23 protein-coding genes are annotated in these 21482 nt (G+C 46.4%); 14 read left to right on the forward strand and 9 right to left on the reverse strand.

Features of this window, described 5'->3' with window-relative positions; translation table 11 throughout:
- The first annotated feature begins 133 nt into the window (after positions 1-133).
- From FME95_RS12045 to FME95_RS12070, 6 genes are read left to right on the forward strand one after another with little or no spacing between them, the layout of a single operon-like run.
- Positions 134-958, forward strand: coding sequence for a DUF3450 domain-containing protein (locus tag FME95_RS12045; protein WP_222709980.1), 825 nt, complete (start codon positions 134-136; stop codon positions 956-958).
- A gap of 1 nt (position 959) precedes the next feature.
- On the forward strand, positions 960-2348 hold the full coding sequence (locus FME95_RS12050; RefSeq protein WP_147714731.1) for a MotA/TolQ/ExbB proton channel family protein: 1389 nt from the start codon (positions 960-962) through the stop codon (positions 2346-2348).
- Positions 2338-2889: a MotA/TolQ/ExbB proton channel family protein gene (locus FME95_RS12055; RefSeq protein WP_147714732.1), complete on the forward strand. Its 552-nt coding sequence runs from the start codon at positions 2338-2340 to the stop codon at positions 2887-2889. The genes FME95_RS12050 and FME95_RS12055 overlap by 11 nt, the downstream gene beginning before the upstream one ends.
- A 3-nt stretch (positions 2890-2892) precedes the next feature.
- A complete protein-coding gene (locus tag FME95_RS12060; protein ID WP_147714733.1) occupies positions 2893-3297 on the forward strand; it encodes an ExbD/TolR family protein in 405 nt (134 codons plus the stop codon).
- Positions 3297-3914, forward strand: coding sequence for an energy transducer TonB (locus FME95_RS12065; protein WP_147714734.1), 618 nt, complete (start codon positions 3297-3299; stop codon positions 3912-3914). Before FME95_RS12060 ends, FME95_RS12065 begins: the two co-directional genes overlap by 1 nt.
- A complete protein-coding gene (locus tag FME95_RS12070) occupies positions 3914-5122 on the forward strand; it encodes a tetratricopeptide repeat protein (RefSeq protein ID WP_147714735.1) in 1209 nt (402 codons plus the stop codon). Before FME95_RS12065 ends, FME95_RS12070 begins: the two co-directional genes overlap by 1 nt.
- A gap of 32 nt (positions 5123-5154) precedes the next feature.
- Here FME95_RS12070 and FME95_RS12075 read toward each other — a convergent pair whose 3' ends face one another.
- The 7 genes from FME95_RS12075 to FME95_RS12105 form a co-directional block, all read right to left on the reverse strand.
- A complete protein-coding gene (locus tag FME95_RS12075) occupies positions 5155-6402 on the reverse strand; it encodes an SAM-dependent methyltransferase (protein WP_147714736.1) in 1248 nt (415 codons plus the stop codon).
- Between the two features lie 18 nt (positions 6403-6420).
- Entirely contained in the window at positions 6421-7269 is an 849-nt protein-coding gene (locus FME95_RS12080) for a DUF1365 domain-containing protein (protein ID WP_147714737.1), read from the reverse strand.
- On the reverse strand, positions 7262-8539 hold the full coding sequence (locus FME95_RS12085) for an NAD(P)/FAD-dependent oxidoreductase (protein WP_147714738.1): 1278 nt from the start codon (positions 8537-8539) through the stop codon (positions 7262-7264). The genes FME95_RS12080 and FME95_RS12085 overlap by 8 nt, the downstream gene beginning before the upstream one ends.
- Entirely contained in the window at positions 8536-8991 is a 456-nt protein-coding gene (locus tag FME95_RS12090) for a nuclear transport factor 2 family protein (protein WP_147714739.1), read from the reverse strand. Before FME95_RS12090 ends, FME95_RS12085 begins: the two co-directional genes overlap by 4 nt.
- Before the next feature lie 73 nt (positions 8992-9064).
- On the reverse strand, positions 9065-10015 hold the full coding sequence (locus FME95_RS12095; protein ID WP_147714740.1) for a YbgA family protein: 951 nt from the start codon (positions 10013-10015) through the stop codon (positions 9065-9067).
- A gap of 53 nt (positions 10016-10068) precedes the next feature.
- A complete protein-coding gene (locus FME95_RS12100; protein WP_147714741.1) occupies positions 10069-10773 on the reverse strand; it encodes a ChrR family anti-sigma-E factor in 705 nt (234 codons plus the stop codon).
- The gene (locus FME95_RS12105; RefSeq protein ID WP_147714742.1) at positions 10766-11395 is read right to left on the reverse strand and encodes a sigma-70 family RNA polymerase sigma factor; all 630 of its coding nucleotides are present in this window, start codon (positions 11393-11395) and stop codon (positions 10766-10768) included. Before FME95_RS12105 ends, FME95_RS12100 begins: the two co-directional genes overlap by 8 nt.
- 208 nt (positions 11396-11603) lie before the next feature.
- Here FME95_RS12105 and FME95_RS12110 point away from each other — a divergent pair, with 208 nt between their 5' ends.
- The 3 genes from FME95_RS12110 to FME95_RS12120 all read left to right on the forward strand — a co-directional run bounded on the left by FME95_RS12110 (position 11604) and on the right by FME95_RS12120 (position 14523).
- A complete protein-coding gene (locus FME95_RS12110; protein WP_147714743.1) occupies positions 11604-12452 on the forward strand; it encodes a DNA ligase in 849 nt (282 codons plus the stop codon).
- Between the two features lie 75 nt (positions 12453-12527).
- Positions 12528-13430 carry a sugar nucleotide-binding protein gene (locus FME95_RS12115; protein WP_147714744.1) on the forward strand — a complete coding sequence of 301 codons (903 nt, stop codon included), beginning with the start codon at positions 12528-12530 and terminating at the stop codon, positions 13428-13430.
- A gap of 109 nt (positions 13431-13539) precedes the next feature.
- Positions 13540-14523 (forward strand): LLM class flavin-dependent oxidoreductase, encoded by a 984-nt coding sequence (locus FME95_RS12120; protein ID WP_147714745.1) that lies wholly within the window; start codon positions 13540-13542, stop codon positions 14521-14523.
- Between the two features lie 50 nt (positions 14524-14573).
- On the opposite strand, the gene FME95_RS12125 is transcribed toward FME95_RS12120, so the two are convergent.
- Both FME95_RS12125 and FME95_RS12130 read right to left on the reverse strand, forming a co-directional pair.
- Positions 14574-16115, reverse strand: coding sequence for a phosphoenolpyruvate carboxykinase (locus tag FME95_RS12125; protein ID WP_147714746.1), 1542 nt, complete (start codon positions 16113-16115; stop codon positions 14574-14576).
- A 308-nt stretch (positions 16116-16423) separates the two neighbouring features.
- Positions 16424-17392, reverse strand: a complete 969-nt coding sequence (locus FME95_RS12130; RefSeq protein WP_147714747.1) for a polyprenyl synthetase family protein — start codon at positions 17390-17392, stop codon at positions 16424-16426.
- Positions 17393-17621: 229 nt separating this feature from the next.
- Between FME95_RS12130 and rplU the strand changes: the two genes are divergently transcribed.
- The 5 genes from rplU to FME95_RS12155 all read left to right on the forward strand — a co-directional run bounded on the left by rplU (position 17622) and on the right by FME95_RS12155 (position 21461).
- The gene (gene rplU, locus FME95_RS12135) at positions 17622-17933 is read left to right on the forward strand and encodes a 50S ribosomal protein L21 (RefSeq protein ID WP_147714748.1); all 312 of its coding nucleotides are present in this window, start codon (positions 17622-17624) and stop codon (positions 17931-17933) included.
- A 12-nt stretch (positions 17934-17945) separates the two neighbouring features.
- Complete coding sequence (gene rpmA / locus FME95_RS12140) at positions 17946-18200, forward strand: 50S ribosomal protein L27 (RefSeq protein WP_147714749.1); 255 nt, start codon at positions 17946-17948, stop codon at positions 18198-18200.
- A 214-nt stretch (positions 18201-18414) separates the two neighbouring features.
- Complete coding sequence (cgtA, locus tag FME95_RS12145) at positions 18415-19620, forward strand: Obg family GTPase CgtA (protein ID WP_147714750.1); 1206 nt, start codon at positions 18415-18417, stop codon at positions 19618-19620.
- Positions 19621-19736: 116 nt separating this feature from the next.
- Complete coding sequence (gene proB / locus FME95_RS12150; protein ID WP_246109373.1) at positions 19737-20861, forward strand: glutamate 5-kinase; 1125 nt, start codon at positions 19737-19739, stop codon at positions 20859-20861.
- A gap of 21 nt (positions 20862-20882) precedes the next feature.
- Complete coding sequence (locus FME95_RS12155) at positions 20883-21461, forward strand: DNA-3-methyladenine glycosylase I (RefSeq protein ID WP_222709981.1); 579 nt, start codon at positions 20883-20885, stop codon at positions 21459-21461.
- Positions 21462-21482 lie beyond the last annotated feature (21 nt).

The following is a 21482-nucleotide window of genomic DNA, read 5'->3' on the forward strand; positions in this document are numbered from 1 at the left end:
AGGAATCGTGGCAAATACAGTAAATGATAATCATTTTTATTGAATAATCATTCTAAAATAGTATCCTCAGCCCCAGATTATTGATTAGAGCCGAATATCTACTTTCGGATTCACTGCTGTATGGGGAAATCAAATGCCTGCCGTTCTCGCTAAAATACCATCTGCTTGGTGTTGCCGAGTGTTTATGATAACTGCCACTGGACTGATGTCTGCCGCCTTATCGGCTAACGAGTTGGATACAGCTCGCGCGCTCGATGGTGAAATTGTTGAAGCCGCAGCGCTTAGCCAAGAACAGATCGATGCCATCGAAGATCAGCGTTTAGACTCACTTGCGCAAATCGCGGCACTAGAGGAGCAAATTGCAGACCTCAACATCTATCGCGATCATTTGATCAGCCTAATTGCAGACCAAGACAAAGAAGCCGACTCATTAAACCAGCAAATGCAAGGTATTGCCGATACTCGGCAAGGTGTTGTGCCGCTGATGTATCGCATGATCGCAGGGTTAAAGCAGCACTTGGCTGAAGATGACCCGATCCGTTACCAAGCCAGAAAAGCCCGAATTGAACGGTTAGAAACCATGATGTCGGTTGCCAATGTGAGCGATGCTGAAAAGTTCCGCCGTATTCTAGAGGCTTACCAAATAGAATTGGATTACGGCAAAAAGCTGGGTGTGTATCAAGCTGAAATTAGTGTCGATAACAATAATCGCATTCCTGTTGATGTGTTGTATCTAGGTCGTGCGTCATTAGTTGCTCGCAGCTTGGATGGACAGGATTTTTGGGCGTGGAATGATCTGGCGCGAGTTTGGCAGCCACTAAAACGATCTCATGCCACTCAGGTGAATCAAGCATTTGCCATGGCGAGCCAACAGGTTGGTCCAAGCATTTTGCAATTACCGCTCTCTTTTAAACTAGAACGTCCTGCAGAAAGTTCTGCGCAGCCGGAGGAGCTTTAATATGAAAGCAACAATTAAGCCCTTACTGTTGGCGCTGTCTTTTTTACCTGCTTTGTTATGGGCTGAAGATACTGCAACCAATTCCGTTGATCAGGCGAACTCGGCTGACCAGAGCAATCTAGTCGAACAAACCATTCAGGCGCAGCAGCAATCGGCAGAGCATAATGCATTGCGTGAGCAGCAATTCGCGCTTACTGCTGCCGAAGTCGAAGCCAAACGTCAACAATTAGAAGCCATAAAACAACAGCTAGAGCAGCAGACAGAAGCACTCAACCAGCAGTTTAATGCCAATGAAGATGAACTGGCTCGCCTAGAAGAAAAGCTACGTTTAGAAACCGGCAGTTTGGGTGAACTATTTGGCGTTGTACGCCAAGTTGCTAAAGAGCTGCAACTGGAAGGTGAACAAAGTTTGGTGTCGATTAGTAATCCAACCTTTAGCGAATTGCTTGACGATATTGTTGCCGCGACAGTGTTGCCGTCTATCGAGCAACTCAATGCGTTATGGCTAGGAATGCAAACGGATATCAGCGCGGGCGCTGAATTACAGCAACTGACTTTGCGTGTTTTAACCAGCAAGGGTGATGTAGCCGAGCAGTCGGTTTACCGCCTAGGTAATGTCGCTCTGATTGGCGAGCAAGGTTTTTTAAAGTGGGACGCGAAACAACAGCTGGCCAGTGCCTATTTAAAACAGCCTGATAACGCGCCGACCTTAAATGGAATATCAGAACTAATCGAAACAGGGCTGCAAAGTTTAGCGATTGATCCAACCTTGGGAGTGATGTTAGAGCAATTAGGCAATACGCCGAGCCTTTCTGATCGTTTGGCGCAAGGCGGCGTTGTTGGCAAGGTGATTCTAGCGTTGTTGCTCTTAGGCTTGGCGATTGGTGGCTTTCACGGTTGGCGATTATTTACTATTGGGCAGAAAATCACTCAACAACTTAAATCGACAGACCAACCTGGTGATAATCCGCTAGGAAGAATCCTCAGTGTTTACAACGAAGAACAGAGCCAAACATTGGAAGCCTTAGAATTGCGCTTACTTGAAGCCATTGTTGATGAGCAGCAAGGGCTAGAAAAAGGCCTTTCAATGATCAAACTGCTTGCCGCCCTAGCGCCAATGCTTGGCTTGCTCGGTACCGTGACAGGCATGATCGAAACTTTCCAAATGATTACCCAATTCGGTAACGGCGATCCTGCCATTATGGCCAATGGTATTTCGATGGCGTTGATCACTACGGTACTTGGTTTGGTGGCTGCAATGCCGTTATTGCTATTGCATAACCTATTAAGCTCACAAGCCGACCATATCCGTGTGGTGCTAGAAAAGCAGGGCATTGGATTAGTTGCCAATAAAGCAGAAAGTGCGCAAGAGGCTGCTTATGTCGCTTAGTTTGAATTTTCTGTCTGTGGCTGGCCTGCAAGATGGCTTGTTTATGGTCAGTCAATTTATGAACAAGGGTGGCCCTGTTTTGTGGTGCTTGGCGCTGGTGGTGTTTGCCACCTGGTTGTTGGTCGCCGAACGCATCCTATTTTTAAAGTGGGGCTTTCCAGAAAAGCAACAGCAGTGGCTGGCGGCATGGCAAGCGCGCCAAGATCAGTCTTCTTGGTATGCAACCGCGCAGCGTAATGCTTGGTTAGGCGAGGCTTATTTATTGCTTAATCAACATCTTAATTTAATTAAGTTGTTGATCGCCATATGCCCTCTGTTGGGATTGTTAGGTACGGTGACCGGCATGATTTCGGTATTCGACCTGATGGCTTCGCAAGGCAACAGCGAACCGCGCTTAATGGCGTCAGGTATTTCCTTGGCAACATTGCCGACAATGGCTGGCATGGTTTGCGCGCTGACCGGATTGTTTGTACACGCGCAAATCGCCAAAGCCTGTTTACAGCGTGAACGTCAATTAGAAAAATTATTAAGGAGTCAATAAAGGATGCGACTTAATCGCCCCGTTGCTGCGCGCGAAGAAGCGCAGGTGGATTTAACCTCCATGCTCGATATTGTTTTTATTATGTTAATTTTCTTTATTGTCACCAGTTCTTTTGTGCGTGAATCCGGTGTGGAAGTGAATCGGCCGCAAGCAGAAAATTCGGTGAGCCAAAAAGAAGCCGGAATTTTTATTGCTATTACCGACGCCAATGATGTTTACATCGACAAACGAGTCGTTGATGTGGAGCGAGTGCAGGCGACATTAGAGCACCTTTTAATCGATCAGCCGGATGCTTCTTTGGTTATTCAAGCGGATGAATACGCCTATAACGGCACGGTGGTTAAAGTCATGGATGCTGCCAAAGGTGCCGGTGTTGGTAATATTGCGTTAGCGACTGAGGCGCGCTGATGACTCGTTTTCTGCTTGCTGTTCCTTTATCGCTGATGGCTGCATTTAGCATCTTTAGCTTTATGGCCTGGCTGGTTAATGAAGACCATTACGCCGTGGTTGAGACACAGCCGCCATTAAGATTCGACATGCTGATGATTGAGCAGGAGTCCGATACGCAACGCCGGAAACGAGCCGCGCCTGAGCCACCAACACCCTTAACACCACCGCCGCCACAAAGCCTAGCCAGTGCAGCAGCGCCATCGCTCAACACCAGCAGCGCCTTAGATTTACCCGAATTTGATTTTGATATGAGCGTCGGTGACTTGGCTATTACGCCACCATCTTTTGCCGATTTAGGTGGCAGTCAAGAACTGGTGCCGCTTTATCGCGTACCGCCGCAATATCCGCCAGCGGCACAGCGACAAAACCTTGAAGGCTATGTTGAGCTGAGTTTTACCATCGACCCCGAAGGGAAGGTCCGCGATATAAAAGTACTCAATGCTGAACCGAGAAATGTTTTTGATCGCGATGCGATAAGAGCACTGCGCCGTTGGAAATATCAGGCAAAGATTGTCGACGGTGTTGCCGTGGCACAAACCGGTCAGCGTATTAAGTTGGAGTTTTCTTTAGAGTAATGAACCTTTCTATCCGATCGATACGACGACTCTTTTATAATGTTGGCTTTTTCTTCAGCCTGTTGCTGTTTGCTTATTCTAGCTATGCAGAAAATCTATTGCCCCGCAGTGCGGTGATTGTGCAAAAGGCGCAAGCATTACAGCAAGAAGACGAGCTGGTTGAAGCGATCGACTTGCTGCGTAATTATCAATCCAGAGCACCCTATGACCGGGCTTTTATAAATCGTATGCTCGGCGTGTTTTATTGGCAAAACGAACAGCCTGAACTGGCGGTGGATTATCTACGCCAAGCGGTAGAAAGTGGTTTGCTGCAAGATCAGCAAATGCAGACAACACGACGGATGCTAGCTGATTTATTGCTAATGCAAGAAGAATTTCAAGCGGCCTTGACGATCTATCTAGAGTTGGTGAATACCGAAAGCGAAGCCGATAGCCGTCAGCAACTTTGGTTGAGAATAAGCCAGAGTTATTTTCAACTTAAACAGTGGACTGATGTACTTTCGGCAACCGATCAGTATCTGAATCTCGATGGCGCTGCGGATAGACCCTTGTTGGTGATGCGTTTAGGCGCTCAGTTAGAACTCAAACGTTGGCAAGCGGCGTTAGTGAGTTTGGATGGGCTCATTTTATTAGAGCCTAACGAAACTGGCTGGTGGCGACAAAGTGCCGGTTTGCAGCTGCTATTAGAAGACCAGCAACAGGCGCGAGCAACACTTGCGTTGGCGTATCGAAACGGAGTTGCGTTAACTCCTGATGATTTAAAAACGCTGGCTCAACTTTATTTGCAAACCGGTGTTCCTGAGCAAGCGGCCTTGTTGATTAGCGAAATACCTGAGCTGCAACAGGATGTCGATCTTCTCACCATGCAAGCGCAGCTGTGGCAGGTTGCCAAAGAATGGCAACGAGCTATTGATGTTTGGATATTAGCAACAGGGATTGATAACAGCTTAGGTTGGAATTTGGTACGGCTATATCACCAAGAGCAGCAGTTTGAATTAGCACTGCAAGCGCTCGATAACATAGCAGCAGAAGATCAAGAACAGCAAGAGCGTATTGAACTGACTAGAGTGCAATTGTTGTATCGGTTAAAAGATTACTCCCAAGCCTTGCATTACGCTCGCCTAGCCAATCGGAAAACCGAATCAGAGCAAAGTCGCTCTTGGGTAGAATTATTACAACGCAAAATCAATAACCAATCGGCCAGCTAATATCTTTTAGTCTGGCCTTGGATTTTTCGTTATTAACTCTTACGCGCCAGTAGATGAACAGTACTGGTTGCACGTTCTAAAAAAGCACCTTCACAATAACTTAAATAGAATTGCCATAAGTTTTTAAAGGCTTGGTCGTAACCATGCTGGCTAATTTGCGACCAGTTTTTATTAAAGTTTTGCTGCCAAATATTCAGTGTCTTCGCATAGTCTAAGCCGATGTCGCTAATCGATTCGGTCACCATGTCGGTGTGTTTAGTCAGTTGCTGAGTCAGCAAAGTAATAGAAGGTAAAAAACCGCCAGGGAATATATAACGCTGAATAAAGTCGACATGGTTACGATAGTGCTCGAAACGTTGGTCGGCAATGGTGATCGCTTGGATCAGCATTTTGCCTTTGGGTTTGACTAGACTATTACACACTTGAAAGAATCGACTGAGATGCTCGTAGCCAACGGCCTCGATCATTTCAACGGACATCAATTTATCATACTGGCCGGTTAACAGGCGGTAATCCTTTTTAAGCAGTGTAATTTTATCGCTTAAGCCGAGCGCCTCGATTCGTTTTTTGGCATAGGCATGTTGAGAATCAGAAATGGTCGTAGTTGTTACACGGCAGCCGTAGTGTTGTGCTGCATAAATGGCTAAACCGCCCCAGCCGGTGCCAATTTCAACTACATGGTCGGACTCGGTTAGCTCTAACTGATCGCAGATGGTTTTGAATTTATTCAGCTGAGCATCGCCAAGTGATTGCAGCGGCTCTGCAAAAACAGCCGACGAATAAACCATTTCGTCACATAAAAATTGGCTAAACAACTCATCGCCTAAATCGTAATGGGCTAAAATGTTTTTCTTTGAACCCTTAATGCTGTTTGCTCGTAAGCGATGCAGCAGTTTGTTTTTTGCAGCGCCAATCCAGCTATAATACTTTTCTAGTTTATCGGTGATTTTTTGTGCTCGAGCAAAAACGCGGATCACGGTCGTTAGGTCATCGGCTTGCCATTTTCCTTCGATAAAGGCTTTTGCGGCACCAATGCTGCCACCGAAGATAAAGTCTTTATACATCGATAAGTCATAAACCTGAATGCTGGCCACTAGCTGTTCTTGGTCGCTGCTGTGAGTACCAAAACTGAACTGCTGTTGAGCAGAATCTTCGATTTGCTCTTTAATCATCAGTTGGCCGTCTTCGAGTTTAGAAAAGAAGTGGTGAACAATGGCGCGACATCGAAGTGTTAACCAGCTTGCGCCTTTAGCGGATTGAAGTTTTGCAGTTTGATCCATACGAATATCTCCGATTAATTATTTAGCCGTCGAATCAGTCTGTTTGACTTGATAGGGGACAAATTTAATTTTCTTTCTGAAAAGGTGAAACGCCTGAACATAAATACCTTTAACGACAGCAAAGGTCATCATCGGCTGTCGTATCCAGACTTTAAAAAGTTGTTTATTGGTTAGAGGGCGTCGATCCAACTTTAGCGTTGCGTCGAATGCCTTGGTGCTGTTCTTGGTGCTGTTCTTGGTGCTGCTGGTTCGTCGATTTTCGATATGAACACTGAGTTTTTCTTTCTCGTGACTCGGTGCTTTAACTTGCCAGTGATAACTCATGTCTAAATCCATAAAGGGCGATACATGGAATGTTTTTTCTGATGGCTGAGTTTCAGCTTGTGTCATATCGACAAGATAGTAATGGCGTTTGTTCCAAGGCGTATTGCTGACTTCTACAAGCAATTGCGTACATTGGCCTGTTTTGTCGTAGCAAAAAATAAAATTTGCCGGACTGAAATAAATACCAAAGCAGCGGCACTGTACTAACAGCGTAACCTTATCTGGCGTACTGTCTTTAGCGCCTAATTCTTTCAGTTTTGTTGTAATGCGTTCTCTTAAACTGCTGTTGGTAGTTAAATTCTGCCTATTTGAATTATCCGCTGCGCGCTTTAAATTTAAATAGTCTTGCTGTTTAAATCGAATCGCTTTAAACCATTGGGTGCCAAAGAGTGAAAATCGATTCAGCTGACCTTGTTCTAATTCATCAAGGTCAACGGCCATCATATAAAGTGGATAATTAAAATTATGCGCCTGCTGTTCAAATCGACGATGCGTTACATTGCCGTTATAGATGGCACTGTGTTTGGGTTGTACTTTAGTCATTAACGGGCGCCTTATTGTTTAGGTAGCAGCCAAAGCGGCCAGCAACATCGACCGCACTCTTTACGCCATCTTCATGAAAGCCGTTGTACCAATATGCGCCAACAAAATGAGTGTTATTGACGCCGCAAATAGCTGCACGATTCTTTTGCGCGGCAATCGATTGCACATTAAATACCGGATGGTGGTAAACAAATTTTCTTAACACTTTATCGGCATCGATTTTGTCGTCTTGATTCAACGTGACGCAGTAAGTCGTGTCTGAGCTTAAGCCCTGTAAGATATTCATGTTGTAAGTAACGCTGGCAGGCTTTTCGTAATTGCCATCTAGCTGATAGTTCCATGACGCCCAGGCAAGTTGCCTTTTCGGTAGCATGCCGGTGTCGGTGTGCAGTACCACGCTGTTTTCGCGATAGGGTATGGCACCTAAGATTTTGGACTCTTGTTCGCTGACATCGGCCAGAAGTTCAAGTGCCTGATCACTATGGCAGGCAAACACCACTTCATCGAATGTCTTTATCGCGCCATCTGCAAAGCTAATCTCAACATGCGATTGGTGGCGCTTAACCGAACGGATATCGGCGTTTAGCTGTATCGATTGTTTAAAGGGCTGGATCATCGGTTCGATATACATTTTTGAACCGCCAGGAATAACATACCATTGTGGCCGACCAGCGATATCGAGTAGGCCATGGTGCTGAAAGAAGCGGATGAAAAATTTCAACTCAAACACTTTCATCTCTTTTAATGACGCAGACCAAATAGCGGCACCCATTGGCAGGATGTAATGTTCGCAAAAAAATTCGCTAAAATTATGTTCGGTTAAAAAATCGCCTAAGGTGTCGTTGCAGTCTTCAAGACCTTGTTGATACAAAGCCTGACACTGCTTATTAAAGCGTAGAATTTCTTTAATGAGACGCCAAAAATTGGCTCGGACAATATTGCGGCGCTGAGCAAATAATGTATTCAGCGTATGGCCGTTATACTCCAAGCCGGTTTGTTGATTATGGACGGAAAAGCTCATCTGGGTTGGTTGGCGGCCTACGCCAATTTCGTCTAATAACGCCAAAAAATTTGGGTAGGTACGGTCGTTAAAAACAATAAAGCCAGTATCCACATTTAACGGCTGGCCGTTATCCGTTACCTCAATGGTTGCGGTATGGCCACCAATGTAGTCGTTTTTTTCAAATAGCGTGACCTGGTGTTTTTTAGATAGCAAGTAAGCTGTTGTTAAACCAGAAATGCCGCTACCGATAATTGCAATGTTCTTCATGACGCCGATCGTCCTTTAATCGCTTTAATAATTCTTCCTAACAGCGGGATTTGTTCATATAGCATAGCGCCAACATCCAAATAATCGCGGTGATAGTAAACAAGATTTTCTTGGCCTTTAAGATGACTGTGACCTTGGACAGTTACTTCTGCGCCGCCATTTAATTTTGGGTGCACATAGGTCATGGTCCAAAATACTGAAGCATTGTTGTTTTGATAAAAAACTTCATCGATATGAAAGCGGCATTCTTTTAGGTTGGTGTACAGCTTATTAAAATAGGCTGTCAGATGTTTTAGACCGTAGATTTCATGCATTGGGTCTTGGAACTCAACAGTGTCACTGTAGATGGTTTTTAATAGGTGCAGGTTGGAGGTGTTTAAACTTTCATAGGTGGTTAAAAATTGTGCTAGCCAGTTGGGTAGCCCTTCATCAAAGTTGGAGTCCTGTTGCATTTTTTATCACCTTTGCTTGATCACTGTTTGGTCGTCGTCATAGTTACGTACCGGCGCGCAAAAAAGATCAATTTTATTGTGAGTAACGTAACCTTAAATCTTCAGGGTAAGGATTGAAGTAAGTCTGTTGTTGTAAGTAGCTTTTCGGGTAAAGATTAAGGTAATGCTTGAGTTGCTCAATGGGTACCAAAAGAGGTACCAGACCTTGGCGGTAACGATGGATTTGATCGGTTAGAATTTCTCGCTCTTGACTGTTCAGCTCGTCTGCAAAGTAACCTTGTAGATGCTGTAACGTGTTGGTGTGTTTTTTTCGTGTTGCGATTAATTTCAAGGTTTGCATGCAGCCTTGGATATAGCGTGAAGCCTGTTCGTCGACAGCGATGGATGCATCGGCAAGGATCTGACCCAGCCGTTTTACTGCTAGCGGATCATGGCTCATTAGGGTGTATTTTAATTGGCTGTGAAAATCGATTAACTTTTTTCGGCTAATGCCGCTGGCAATAAGTTGTTGCCAACGATGATAGATGTAGACACGGGCGATAAAATTTTCACGGATGTCGGCATCGTTTAGTCGGCCATTTTCTTCACATGGCAATAAAGGGTTGTGCGCCATAATTTCTGCCGCGAACAGACCAACACCATTGGAGCTGCTGGATTGGCCGCTGGCTGCGTAAACCTTGACTCGCTCCATACCGCAGCTCGGACTTTTGGCGCAAAAAATAAAACCACTGAGGTGGTCTACTTTTTCAGCGATCTGTTTGCCGTAGTCGATCATGGCGTCAGTGACATCATTGCTGCCATCGGCAGATGCCAAGATGATGCGTTCTTGCTGTTGTGTTTGGCGAATGGTTGGTCGGGGAATAGTCATGCCGACCGCAACTTCTGGGCAGTAATGCTGATATTTAACGTGCTTACCAAGCTGATCCATACAAAAACTGGATCGCTTGGCGCTACCGTCGTAACGAACTTTTTCGCCTGCTAAGCAGGCGCTGATACCGATGGTTATGGTTTGTTGTTGTTCCATCTGGCTTCCTTCGATGTTCAATAAACCTTAAATTTCCAATAAACCTTAGATGCTCAGTAAATAAGTTTGCCGATTGGGTTCAATAATTTATTTAGACCTTTGTTAAAGTGCATGGAGTTATTCAACACCGTGTAGCATAGGCAACCTTCTTCGGTAACTGGACTGTGATGATGACTGGCGTCTAGCACCATAAAATCGCCAGCCACGTAAGAGCCCATATCATCACTAAAGCTACCGTCTAAGATCAGAGTGATCTCAAAGCCTTTGTGAGTATGCTCTGGCACGGTACCGCCGGGCAAAATTTGCAAAAGGCTGGCTCGGATATCGCCTTCATCAAGTGATAGGCGGCTTCTTGCAATATAGCCCAAACTGGTCCATTTGCTTAATGCGATATTGGTCAGCGCATTCGGCAAGGTGTATTCGGTGTTGTTCACCTGAATGGTTTTACGCTGCCGAGTATTAGGAACGTCTTGAGCGTCAGATTCGGTAATCAGCTCAATCATCGCGCTCATGCTTGCAGGCAGATTGCTGTTGCTCGCTCTGTTAAAGTCAACCACGTTGTTAAAATCAGAGTGGCTGTTAAAGTCGTCAGCATCGTTAAAGTAACGCTCAGCTTCTAGCTCTTGCAATTCCGCAATGTTTTGTTGGCAGTGTGGACACATTTCTTGGTGAATCGCGACAGCCGTTGCCATGGCTGCGGGTAAGTCGCCACGCACATAAGCGGCGAGTATTTCGTTATCTGGGTGGTGATTAATCATCGTCCACCTCCATCATTTGTTTCAATTTCACAATCGCCAAGCGTAGGCGAGACTTTACCGTTCCCAGTGGGATCTCAAGTTGTTGAGCAACCTGTTCATGGGTTTGTTCTTTAAAGTAAAACTCATGAATGACCTGCTGCTGTTTTTCTGGCAGCTTGGCGATGGTCTGTTTCACCCAAGCTTTATCGAGATCGCCAGACAAAAGGCTAAGCGGTGTTTGCTCGTCTTCCATGACCGGCCAGAGATCTTCACTGAGGTTATCTTCTTTGCTGTTATTGATTTTACGCAACAGATCAAAAGCGACGTTTCTGGATAAGGTATAAACCCAAGTCGTTGGCGCGCCTTTATCTGCGTTGTACAGGTGAGCTTTTCGCCAGACGTTGGTCATCGCCTCTTGCACGACTTCATTCGCGAGAGATTCATTGCCGTACTTGCTCAGAGCAAATTGATGCACTCTGGGTGAAAAGTATTTAAATAATTCAGTAAAGGCAGCCTTGTCGCGATTTGTTGCGACCTTGCTGAGCCATTGGGCAAGTTGTTGATGTTCATCTTGTTGTTTCATAGCGACAGATTTAATGCAATTTGCCGAGTATTGCAACGTCGATGATTGTTTTAGCTGCATAAGTTGAGTTCTCTTAAGCGCGAAGCTGTCATCATTCGGATTCATCGTAGTGTCTGTTTGATTATTTTTTACGCGGCAAAACTCGTTTTGGATCAGTCTTTCTACGATAAAACCCGAGGTGATGTAATTGCTACGATTTAACAGGCTGTTTGGAGGACATTTATCTGCGCTATGATCGAGTGGTCTGTTAATCAAAGGAGTGATTAGGATGCAAACGATACTTATGCTGCTGATTGTCAGCTTTTTACTGCTATTTCCTATTGTGTCGGTGGCGGCACAAAACGGCTTGGCGTTAATGCATGCCAAGCAGAGTAACGTCGCGATTGCCGACTTCAGTCAATATCAGGTAACAGAAAAATACGATGGCGTACGAGTGCTTTGGCATAAGGGTGTACTCAGCACCCGTAGCGGTAATCGCATTGCTGCTCCAGCATGGTTTTTAGCGGCATTGCCAGAACTGAGCTTGGAGGGGGAATTATGGCTTGGCTATGGCCAGTTTGATCAGGTTTCGTCTCTGGTTCGCAGCCACAGTGAAGACGATGAGCGTTGGCAAAGCGTCAGTCTGATGGTGTTTGATTTACCGATGAGCCTTTTGCCTTATCAGCAACGATATCAACTGTTAGAGCAATTGGTGACGCAGGTTGAGCAGTCATGGTTTCAGCGCGTCGCAGGTTATCCGGTCAATGATCAGCGCGAATTAACAAATACCTTAGCTAAAGTTGTTGCCGCAGGCGGTGAAGGGTTAATGCTGAATCAACGCGATGCGCTTTATCAGCCGGTACGGTCTGACGCCATTATTAAGCTTAAACCTAAATACGATGCCGAAGCCGAAGTGATCGGTTACAGCCCTGGTAAGGGTAAGTATCAAGGCATGATGGGGGCGTTGATTGTGCGCGACTCTGATGGCCGGCGGTTCAAAGTAGGTACTGGTTTTAGTGATGCCGAGCGCGCTGAGCCACCAAAAATAGGTCAATGGATCAGCTATCAATATTCTGGCCAAACATCGACTGGGTTGCCTCGGTTTCCAAGCTTTTTGCGTCTTTATCAAGCGCTCTAACGTATAGCAATTCTATCGTTTTTGCACAGAGGCATTTATACTCAAGACTGTGATATTTTTCTATTAGGTGCCTTTGTGATCGATAACTCGCCAACGCTGTCATTTCTTATTCTAGGTAGTGACAGTCAGGTTGGAGCCGCCATGGTTCAGCTGCTGAAGTCGCGTTCTATTCCTTATGTTGCGTTACGCTGCGAGCATTGCTGGCAAGAGGATGCTTTGCGCGCCTTTTTAGCCGAGCATCGAAAGGTTCAGTTTGTGCTCAATGCATTATTTGAGCAGCCTGAAGAATCAGCGCAGCCAGATTTTAAGCAGTGGTATTCACTCGCCCAGCGACTGCAAGTTGAAACCCACGCTAATAAACAGGTGTTATTACTGCTTTCGTCTGCTCAGGTTTTTTCTGGTGGCAGCGCTCGGCCATATTTAGAAACCGATCAGCCAGATGCTGGTTTACCTTATGGCGATGCTATGGCAGCGATTGAACAGTCGGTTTTAAAAGCCGGGCAGCAGAGCATAGTTGTGCGCGTTGGCTGGCTGTTTAGTGATCAGCCTGAGCACTTTTTGGCTTGCTTGGTCGACGCTGCGGTACAACAAGAAAAGCTCAGTTTTTCTGGTAAATTAAGTGGTAATCCGACCGATTCAAACGCCGTAGCCAAGGTTTTCTTAGCTATTGCTGAGCAGGTTGATTGTGGCGTTGAAGAACCTGCGCTCTGGGGCATTTACCATTATGCCGATAGTGACGCCTGTACTATGCATACCTTTGCCAAAGCGGTTATCACGGTGGTGAAGTCGATGACTGAGGTGCGGGTTGAAAGCATTTTAGAAAGCGACTCGCCAGATATGGTCGATGCCGTGTTGCAGCCAGAAAACTATGAGTTGAGTTGCCGGAAAATCTTATCGACCTTTGGCATTAAACAGCGCCCTTGGCGTCGTTCGGTGCAAGAGGTTCTTACTGGCTTGCTCGATGAGCCGCTCTCTTAGTTCGTTACTATTAAGATATTAGATCGTTACTACGAAGATAAAAGTATCGGTTGTATATCGCCGTCGTCGCCCCTATATATCAGGCAACTTAACGACGGCAGCGGTACTGATGATTCCATTCTCTATTCTTGATCTTTCAACTGTATCAGAGGGGCAGTCTGTTGCGGACTCCTTAACACAAACTCGTAATCTTGCCGTTGAAGCCGAGTCTTTAGGCTATCAGCGTTATTGGCTGGCGGAACATCATGGCATGAAAGGCATTGCCAGTTCGGCTACCTCAGTGATTCTGGCCAATATTGGCGCAGCAACTCAAACGATTCGCCTAGGTGCGGGTGGCGTCATGTTGCCCAATCATGCACCGTTAGTGATTGCAGAACAGTTTGGCACCTTGGCCGAGCTGTATGGCGACCGTATCGATTTGGGGCTAGGTCGTGCGCCTGGAACGGATATGAATACGGCGCAAGCGTTGCGTCGTGCTTTGGATGTTTCAGTCGATCAATACCCGCAAGACATCCAAGAGTTACAGCGTTATTTAAGCGATGCAGAACAGTCAGTTATCGCCGTGCCAGGCCAAGGCACGCATGTGCCACTTTGGTTGCTCGGGTCGAGTTTATACAGCGCTGAATTGGCTGCGCATTTCGGATTGCCCTATTCATTTGCGTCGCACTTTGCACCCGATCACTTGCAGCAGGCGCTGCAAATTTATAAAGAAACCTTTCGTGCCAGTGATGCCCTTGCTAAACCCTATGCCATGGCTGGCGTGATGGTGGTGTTGGCGGATACTCAGGTCGAGGCAGATTATCTATTCACGTCGGTTCAGCAAAAGTTCGTGCAGATGCGCACCGGCGGTAACAGCCGTTTTCCAGCACCTGTCGATTCTATGGATGGCCGTTGGACACAGGCCGATAAGCAAATGGTTGATCACGTATTGCGCTATGCGTTAGTTGGTACCAAAGACAGTATTAAAGATCAGCTCGCTCGCTTTATAGCGACCACAAATATCGATGAGCTGATCATTTCGATTCCTGTTTTTGATACCGATGCGCGCAGCCACAGTATGAATTTAATGGCTCAATTGAGAGACAGCATGTAAGACGATGAGCTACTTGGCTCAAAGCTTACATGCTTGTTGGATATTGATTGTTAGCCAATGGGTCCTGCTGCTTTAATTTCTTGCCTTACATCGTACTGCTCAAAGTTTGCTTGGAACTCTTTTGCCAGCTCGCTCGCGCGTTGTTCGAATGCATTTGAGTCGGCCCAGGTCTCTTTTGGGTTAAGCAACTGGCTCTCAACACCCTCAACAAGCGTTGGGATATCTAAGTTTAAGACATCAATATGCTCGGTTGGTGTGTGCTCAAGTGAGCCATTGGTAATGGCAGTAATGATTGCTCGTGTCGTCGGAATGCTAAAGCGCTTGCCAGTACCGTAAGGGCCTCCAGTCCAGCCAGTGTTAACCATATATACCTTGGCATGACTTTGCTCTAAGCGTTTGATTAACAATTCTGCATAAAGCTGCGCAGGCCTTGGGAAAAAGGGCGCGCCAAAGCAGGTGGAAAAGGTTGAGGTAATATCGCTGGCTGTGCCCACTTCTGTTGAACCGACAAGTGCCGTATAGCCACTTAAAAAGTAGTAGGCGGCAGCCTCGTTACTTAATATGGCGACTGGTGGTAAAACCCCGTTTAGATCGCAAGTTAAAAACACCACCGCTGATGGTTCGCCTGCCAGATTATCCGGCTGGCGCTTTTTAATGTGGCTCAGTGGATAGGCAACACGGCCGTTTTTACTGAGGCTAACGTCGAAGTAGTCGGTGCTTCGGTCGGGCTTAAGCATAACGTTTTCGAGTATGGCGCCAAAGTGTATTGCCTCCCAAATCATCGGTTCATTCTTATGGGTTAAATCGATGGTTTTAGCGTAGCAACCGCCTTCAAAGTTGAATACGACATCAGGGCTCCAGCCATGTTCATCGTCACCAATTAAATAGCGATCGGGGTCGGCCGATAGGGTTGTCTTACCGGTGCCAGATAAACCAAAAAATAACGAGGTCTTGCCATCTTCACCGACGTTAGCAGAGCAGTGCATTGGCAGAATATCCGCTTCAGGCAGCAAAAAGTTTTGCACCGCGAATAAGGCTTTTTTCATTTCTCCGGCGTAACCGAGCCCTGCAATGAGTACCTTGCGCTGATCAAAACTGATGATTGCAGCCGCTTCGCTGTGAGTGCCGTCGCGTTCTGGCAAGCAGCAAAAGCTGGGTACATTGAGTACCTGCCAAACTGGTTTTTCTTGCGCGTTCCAATGTTCAGGCACAATAAAGAGATTGCGCGCAAAAGCCTGGTGCCAAGCTAGCTCGGTAACGACTTTAACCGGCAGACTAGAGTCCGCCGCCGCACCTACTTCTAAGTGACCAATAAAACTGTCCTTGGCTGAAATATAGTCGCTGACGCGTTGCCAGAGTTGATTGAAGTGATCGATAGAAAAGGGTCGATTAATTTCGCCCCAGTCGATTAACTGGTTTGAGCTGGGCTCGTCAACAATAAAGCGATCTTTTGGTGAGCGGCCGGTACGATTACCAGTCGTTACGGTAAAGGCGCCGTTGGCGGCAAAGCAACCTTCGTTTTTTTTAACGGCAATTTCTAACAGCTCTGCGGTGGGTAAATCTACGTATGTAAACTCTTGAATGGCGTTCATGGTTTTTCTCCTAGAGGGATGAAATTACGCCAGGTGGTGCATCGATTTTATGATTATATTGCTACACCGATAAAGCTTCACTAGGCACCTTCTTCTAGTGCCTTGTTGGCGGCCGTCGAACAGCCGCTGTTACACAGGTAAAATCGAGTCACCTTTGCCTGTTGCAGCTATAACTATAGACGGTTTTGGTTAGGGTAGGGTGAGTTGCGGTTGATTGTGATCAATAGCTTTTATTATTGCGCTATAAGCCGCTATTTAAGCGGCTGAATAGGCTCAATTTAAGTAACGCTTGAAGAACGGTGAGCTGATTAGCTTTGTCGATTGACGGCAATATCAGCAAGGCTGAGTAATGCGGTTTTGTAATCACTATCGGCAAAGTCTGCCAATGCTTGTTTAGCGAGCTGAGCATGTTGCTGTGCTTTCGCTTCTGCATAATCGATAGAGCCGTTGGCTTGGATGATTTTTTGAATCGCGGCCAATTGCTCCAGACTGCCTTGGCGGATTGCTGAGCGAATCAATTGAGCGTCGGCTTCGCTGCCATGACTCATAGCGTGAATCAGTGGCAGTGTTGGTTTACCTTCGGCTAAGTCATCACCGATGTTTTTGCCAAGCTTTTCAGCGTCGCCGCTGTAGTCTAGAACATCATCAATGAGCTGGAAGGCCAAGCCTAAATGCAGCCCGTAGTCGGCAAGTGCATTGGCTTGCTGTTCGTTACAGCCTGAAAGCAGCGCTGATGTTTGAGTCGAGGCTTGAAATAGAATCGCCGTTTTCCCGGTGATGACATCCATGTATTGCGCTTCACTGATGTTTGGGTTTTTCACGTTCATCAGTTGCAGTACTTCGCCTTCGGCGATTTTTCGTGTCGTACTGGCAAGGCTGTTCATAATCTCTAGATGCGCTATTTTTACTAACAGTTCAAAAGAGCGGGCATATAGAAAGTCGCCAACTAGTACGCTTGGAGCGTTACCCCATTGAGCGTTAGCCGTTGGCCTTCCTCGGCGCATATCGGATGTGTCGACAACATCATCGTGCAGAAGTGTCGCAGTGTGTAAAAATTCGATGACGGTGGCCAATTCACAGTGTGCTCGGCTAATGTTTCCATTCATTCCCGCGGCTAAAATAACCAACATTGGGCGCATGCGTTTGCCACCACTGGAAATAATGTAATCAGCAATTTTCTCAACCATGGGCACATGAGAGGCCAATTGCTCATGAATAATGGTGTTCAGGGTGTCGAAATCTGGCTGGATTAGTTGAGAAATGGCGTTGGAATTCATGAACAGCGTTATCTTTATTAGGATTGTATGCGCGATGCTAGGCAGCTGCGTTCAGCCTGTCAAGATGGCACAAAAACGACTTGCATCCACAGCGCTGAATCCGTATTATTCCGGCCCCAATCGGAATGCACCATTCCCTGCCATAGGGTGCCAACAGCGTAGGCGTCGCCTTTAGAAGCAGGTAGAAATGGGTTTCACCGATCGGTTTATTACTAATTTGGAGAATTACATGTACGCTGTAATCGTATCTGGCGGTAAGCAATACCGCGTCAGCGAAGGCCAAACGGTCAAGCTGGAAAAAATCGAAGCTGAAACAGGCGCTAAAATCGATTTTGATAAAATTTTATTAGTTGCAGATGGCGACAAGATCAACATCGGTCAGCCAACTGTTAAAGGTGCTAAGGTTTCTGCTGAAATCATCGCTCAAGGTCGTCATAAGAAAGTTAAGATCTTGAAGTTCAAGCGTCGTAAGCACCACATGAAGCAAATGGGCCACCGTCAGTGGTTCACTGAAGTTAAAATCACAGGCATTAGTGCATAACGGAGATTAATCATGGCTCACAAGAAAGCTGGTGGTAGTACTCGTAACGGTCGTGACTCGGAAAGCAAACGTCTTGGCGTTAAAGCCTTTGGTGGTCAGTCCGTTTCAGCTGGTTCTATTATTGTTCGTCAACGTGGTACTCGTTTCCACGCTGGTGAAAACGTAGGTATCGGCAAAGACCATACTTTATTCGCGAAAGCAGATGGTAAAGTCGAGTTTGTTGTTAAAGGTGCTCACAACCGTAAGTTTGTAAACATCGTAGCGTAAGCTGCTCTAGCAACACCTTTAAAAGCCTCGCTACTTTGCGGGGCTTTTTAGTTTTTACAGGGTTGCTAAAATAACAGTCACAGTACTATTACCTGCAGCGACGAAGTTTGATGCAGGTGGCATAATGCAATACACAGGCACGATACCGGACCTCAAAGCTCAGTGACTGGCCGATCATCAAGCACAGCCTATTAAGCAAATACAGAGAATAGATATGAAATTCGTAGATGAAGCAACAATCGCAGTGGAAGCAGGTAAGGGTGGCAAAGGCTGCTTGAGCTTTCGCCGCGAAAAATTTATTGCTAAAGGTGGCCCTGATGGCGGCGATGGTGGCTTTGGTGGCAGTGTTTGGGTTCGTGCCGACGAGAATGCCAATACCCTGATTGATTATCGCTATACCCGGCGTTATAAAGCTGAAAATGGCCGACCTGGCCAAGGTGCCGATATGACTGGGCGTGGCGGCAAGGATACTTATTTAACGGTGCCGGTTGGAACAACGGTGATCGATGTTGATACCGATGAGGTGTTAGTCGACCTACGTCACCACGGTGAAGAATTCAAAGTCGCCGAAGGTGGTGCCCGTGGTCTTGGTAATACACGTTTTAAATCCAGTATTAACCGTGCACCAAGGCAAACGACACCAGGTAAAGAGGGCGAAAGCCGTAACCTCAAGTTCGAATTAAAAGTCTTAGCCGATGTTGGTTTGCTGGGTTTACCGAATGCCGGTAAGTCGACTTTGATTCGTTCGGTTAGTGCTGCCAAGCCAAAGGTTGCTGACTACCCGTTTACAACGATGGTACCGAACTTAGGTGTGGTGCGTGTTGATGAGATGCGCTCTTTCGTTATGGCGGATATTCCAGGTTTGATCGAAGGTGCATCAGAAGGTGCCGGTCTTGGTATTCGATTCCTTAAGCATTTGGTGCGTACTCGTGTATTACTGCACGTGGTAGATATGTTCCCATTTGATGAAACAACACCTGCTGATAATGCTTTAGCGATTGCCAACGAATTGACTGCGTTTAGCCCGACATTAGCAGAGCGCGAACGTTGGTTAGTGTTAAACAAAATTGATTTAGTACCTGAAGATGAGCGTCAAAGCCGTATCGATTCGGTGATTGAGGCGCTGGATTGGCAAGGGCCTGTGCATGTTATATCGGCGATGACTCATCAGGGAACTGAGCAGCTTGCTGCCGAGCTCATGACTTGGTTAGAGCAACGAAATGAGCGTCTAAAAGAAAACCCTGAGCTGGCAGAAGAAGATGAGGCCTTGCGTGAGCAGGTCGAGTTTGAAGCGCGTGAACGCATCGAAATGTTGTCCTCTGAGCGTAAGGCAGCCCGTGCTAAGGCAAAAGCCGAGCAGATGTCAGATGACGACGATGATGATGACGATCACGATATGGAAATCATCTACCAACCTTAATCTAACCGATGCCAATAGCCCTAAACAGCAATGATTAGGGCTTTTTTAAAGCGCAAGCTTTGACACTTTATGACTTTAATGCCGCAGCTTTGATACTTTAATCTAGAGGGTACATAGTGCAACAGATCGCTTCTTCCATCACTCATGGACAACGCTGGGTTGTCAAAATAGGTTCCGCCTTGTTGACCAACGATGGTGCTGGGCTTGATGCTACGCGCATCGCAAGCTGGGTTCAGCAGATGGCAGAATTGAAGCAGGCAGGCATTGATATCGTGCTGGTCTCTTCGGGTGCTGTTGCTGCGGGGATGGCGCGTTTAGGTTGGCAAGAACGACCAGAAAGTATGGAGTTATTACAGGCTGCTGCTGCGGTTGGTCAAACCCAGCTGGTTCAAACCTATGAAGCCTTGTTTGAGCAGTATCAGCTACATACCGCTCAGGTGTTATTAACTCACGATGACTTGGCTGACCGTAAACGCTATTTAAATGCTCGCAATACTTTACGAGCTCTTCAGGCGATGCCGATTATTCCTATTGTTAATGAAAACGATACTGTCGTGACCGATGAAATTCGCTTTGGCGATAACGATACCTTAGGTGCGTTGGTCGCAAATCTAGTCGAAGCCGATGCACTGATTCTGTTGACCGACCAAGATGGCCTTTATGATGCCGATCCTCGCTCTAACCCGAATGCTCAGCTTATCCCTCAAGCCCAAGCCAATGATCCAGCGATTGTTGCTGTTGCTGGCGGCGGCGGTAAATTAGGTCGTGGCGGCATGGCAACAAAGGTACGTGCAGCCCGTTTGGCGGCAAGATCTGGAGCAATGACGGTAATTGCTGGTGGCCGCATTGATGATGTTCTGTTGCGTTTGCGTGCTGGTGAGTCGTTAGGTACTCGTTTGGTGCCGGATATGGAACCGATTGCTGCTCGTAAGCAATGGCTTGCCGGTCACTTACAAACCAAAGGTGATGTCATTATTGATGACGGTGCTGCCGCTGCATTGATTAAAAAGGGTAAGAGCCTTTTACCGGTTGGTGTTGTTTCGATATCTGGGCATTTTCAGCGTGGCGAATGCGTCTCCGTTAAAAATACTCAAGGCGCGGTTATTGCCCGTGGTCTGGTTAATTACGATGCATTGGAGGCCAGCAAAGTCTGTGGTCAACACAGTGATCAGGTACAGCAAAGCTTAGGTTATATTGCAGAGCTAGAATTGATTCATCGTGATAATTTAGTGCTGTTGTAATGATTTTTTGAGGGTATTGATATGCAACGTTGTCATTGGTGTGGCGAGGACCCAGTGTATCAGCATTATCATGATACGGTTTGGGGACGGCCTGAATACGACAGTTTAGAGTTGTTTGAAAAGCTTTGCCTAGATGGTCAGCAGGCCGGTTTAAGTTGGATTACCATTCTTAAAAAACAAGCTAACTACGAAGCGGCGTTTTTCAATTTTGATCCCTACCAAATGGCGCAAATGGATGAGGCGGATGTAGAACGACTCATGCAGGATACTGGTATTGTGCGTAATCGGTTAAAAATACAATCACTGATCCGTAATGCGAAGGCCTATGTGGCGTTTGCTGAGCAAGGTGATTTTTCTCACTTTTTATGGTCATTTGTTGGCGGTCGTAGCATTGTTAATCAGTGGCAAGAATCATCGCAAATACCGACCCAAACAACAGAAAGTGAAGCCATGTCGAAGGCGTTAAAGAAATTAGGTTTTAATTTTGTCGGCCCGACTATTTGTTATGCCTTTATGCAAGCCTGTGGGCTGGTAATGGATCATGTGACGAGTTGCCATTGTTACCAAGAATGTAAGACGCTGGCAGAAAGGCAGAGTTAAGGCTGGATTTTGCGATTAGCC

The sequence above is a fragment of the Reinekea thalattae genome (genome assembly GCF_008041945.1).
Lineage (GTDB): Bacteria > Pseudomonadota > Gammaproteobacteria > Pseudomonadales > Natronospirillaceae > Reinekea > Reinekea thalattae.

Coding starts and splice junctions, on each gene's coding strand:
- FME95_RS12045 (WP_222709980.1), top strand. CDS start 134: ATGCCTGCCGTTCTCGCTAAAATACCATCTGCTTGGTGTTGCCGAGTG.
- FME95_RS12050 (WP_147714731.1), top strand. CDS start 960: ATGAAAGCAACAATTAAGCCCTTACTGTTGGCGCTGTCTTTTTTACCT.
- FME95_RS12055 (WP_147714732.1), top strand. CDS start 2,338: ATGTCGCTTAGTTTGAATTTTCTGTCTGTGGCTGGCCTGCAAGATGGC.
- FME95_RS12060 (WP_147714733.1), top strand. CDS start 2,893: ATGCGACTTAATCGCCCCGTTGCTGCGCGCGAAGAAGCGCAGGTGGAT.
- FME95_RS12065 (WP_147714734.1), top strand. CDS start 3,297: ATGACTCGTTTTCTGCTTGCTGTTCCTTTATCGCTGATGGCTGCATTT.
- FME95_RS12070 (WP_147714735.1), top strand. CDS start 3,914: ATGAACCTTTCTATCCGATCGATACGACGACTCTTTTATAATGTTGGC.
- FME95_RS12075 (WP_147714736.1), bottom strand. CDS start 6,402: ATGGATCAAACTGCAAAACTTCAATCCGCTAAAGGCGCAAGCTGGTTA.
- FME95_RS12080 (WP_147714737.1), bottom strand. CDS start 7,269: ATGACTAAAGTACAACCCAAACACAGTGCCATCTATAACGGCAATGTA.
- FME95_RS12085 (WP_147714738.1), bottom strand. CDS start 8,539: ATGAAGAACATTGCAATTATCGGTAGCGGCATTTCTGGTTTAACAACA.
- FME95_RS12090 (WP_147714739.1), bottom strand. CDS start 8,991: ATGCAACAGGACTCCAACTTTGATGAAGGGCTACCCAACTGGCTAGCA.
- FME95_RS12095 (WP_147714740.1), bottom strand. CDS start 10,015: ATGGAACAACAACAAACCATAACCATCGGTATCAGCGCCTGCTTAGCA.
- FME95_RS12100 (WP_147714741.1), bottom strand. CDS start 10,773: ATGATTAATCACCACCCAGATAACGAAATACTCGCCGCTTATGTGCGT.
- FME95_RS12105 (WP_147714742.1), bottom strand. CDS start 11,395: ATGCAGCTAAAACAATCATCGACGTTGCAATACTCGGCAAATTGCATT.
- FME95_RS12110 (WP_147714743.1), top strand. CDS start 11,604: ATGCAAACGATACTTATGCTGCTGATTGTCAGCTTTTTACTGCTATTT.
- FME95_RS12120 (WP_147714745.1), top strand. CDS start 13,540: ATGATTCCATTCTCTATTCTTGATCTTTCAACTGTATCAGAGGGGCAG.
- FME95_RS12125 (WP_147714746.1), bottom strand. CDS start 16,115: ATGAACGCCATTCAAGAGTTTACATACGTAGATTTACCCACCGCAGAG.
- FME95_RS12130 (WP_147714747.1), bottom strand. CDS start 17,392: ATGAATTCCAACGCCATTTCTCAACTAATCCAGCCAGATTTCGACACC.
- rplU (WP_147714748.1), top strand. CDS start 17,622: ATGTACGCTGTAATCGTATCTGGCGGTAAGCAATACCGCGTCAGCGAA.
- rpmA (WP_147714749.1), top strand. CDS start 17,946: ATGGCTCACAAGAAAGCTGGTGGTAGTACTCGTAACGGTCGTGACTCG.
- cgtA (WP_147714750.1), top strand. CDS start 18,415: ATGAAATTCGTAGATGAAGCAACAATCGCAGTGGAAGCAGGTAAGGGT.
- FME95_RS12155 (WP_222709981.1), top strand. CDS start 20,883: ATGCAACGTTGTCATTGGTGTGGCGAGGACCCAGTGTATCAGCATTAT.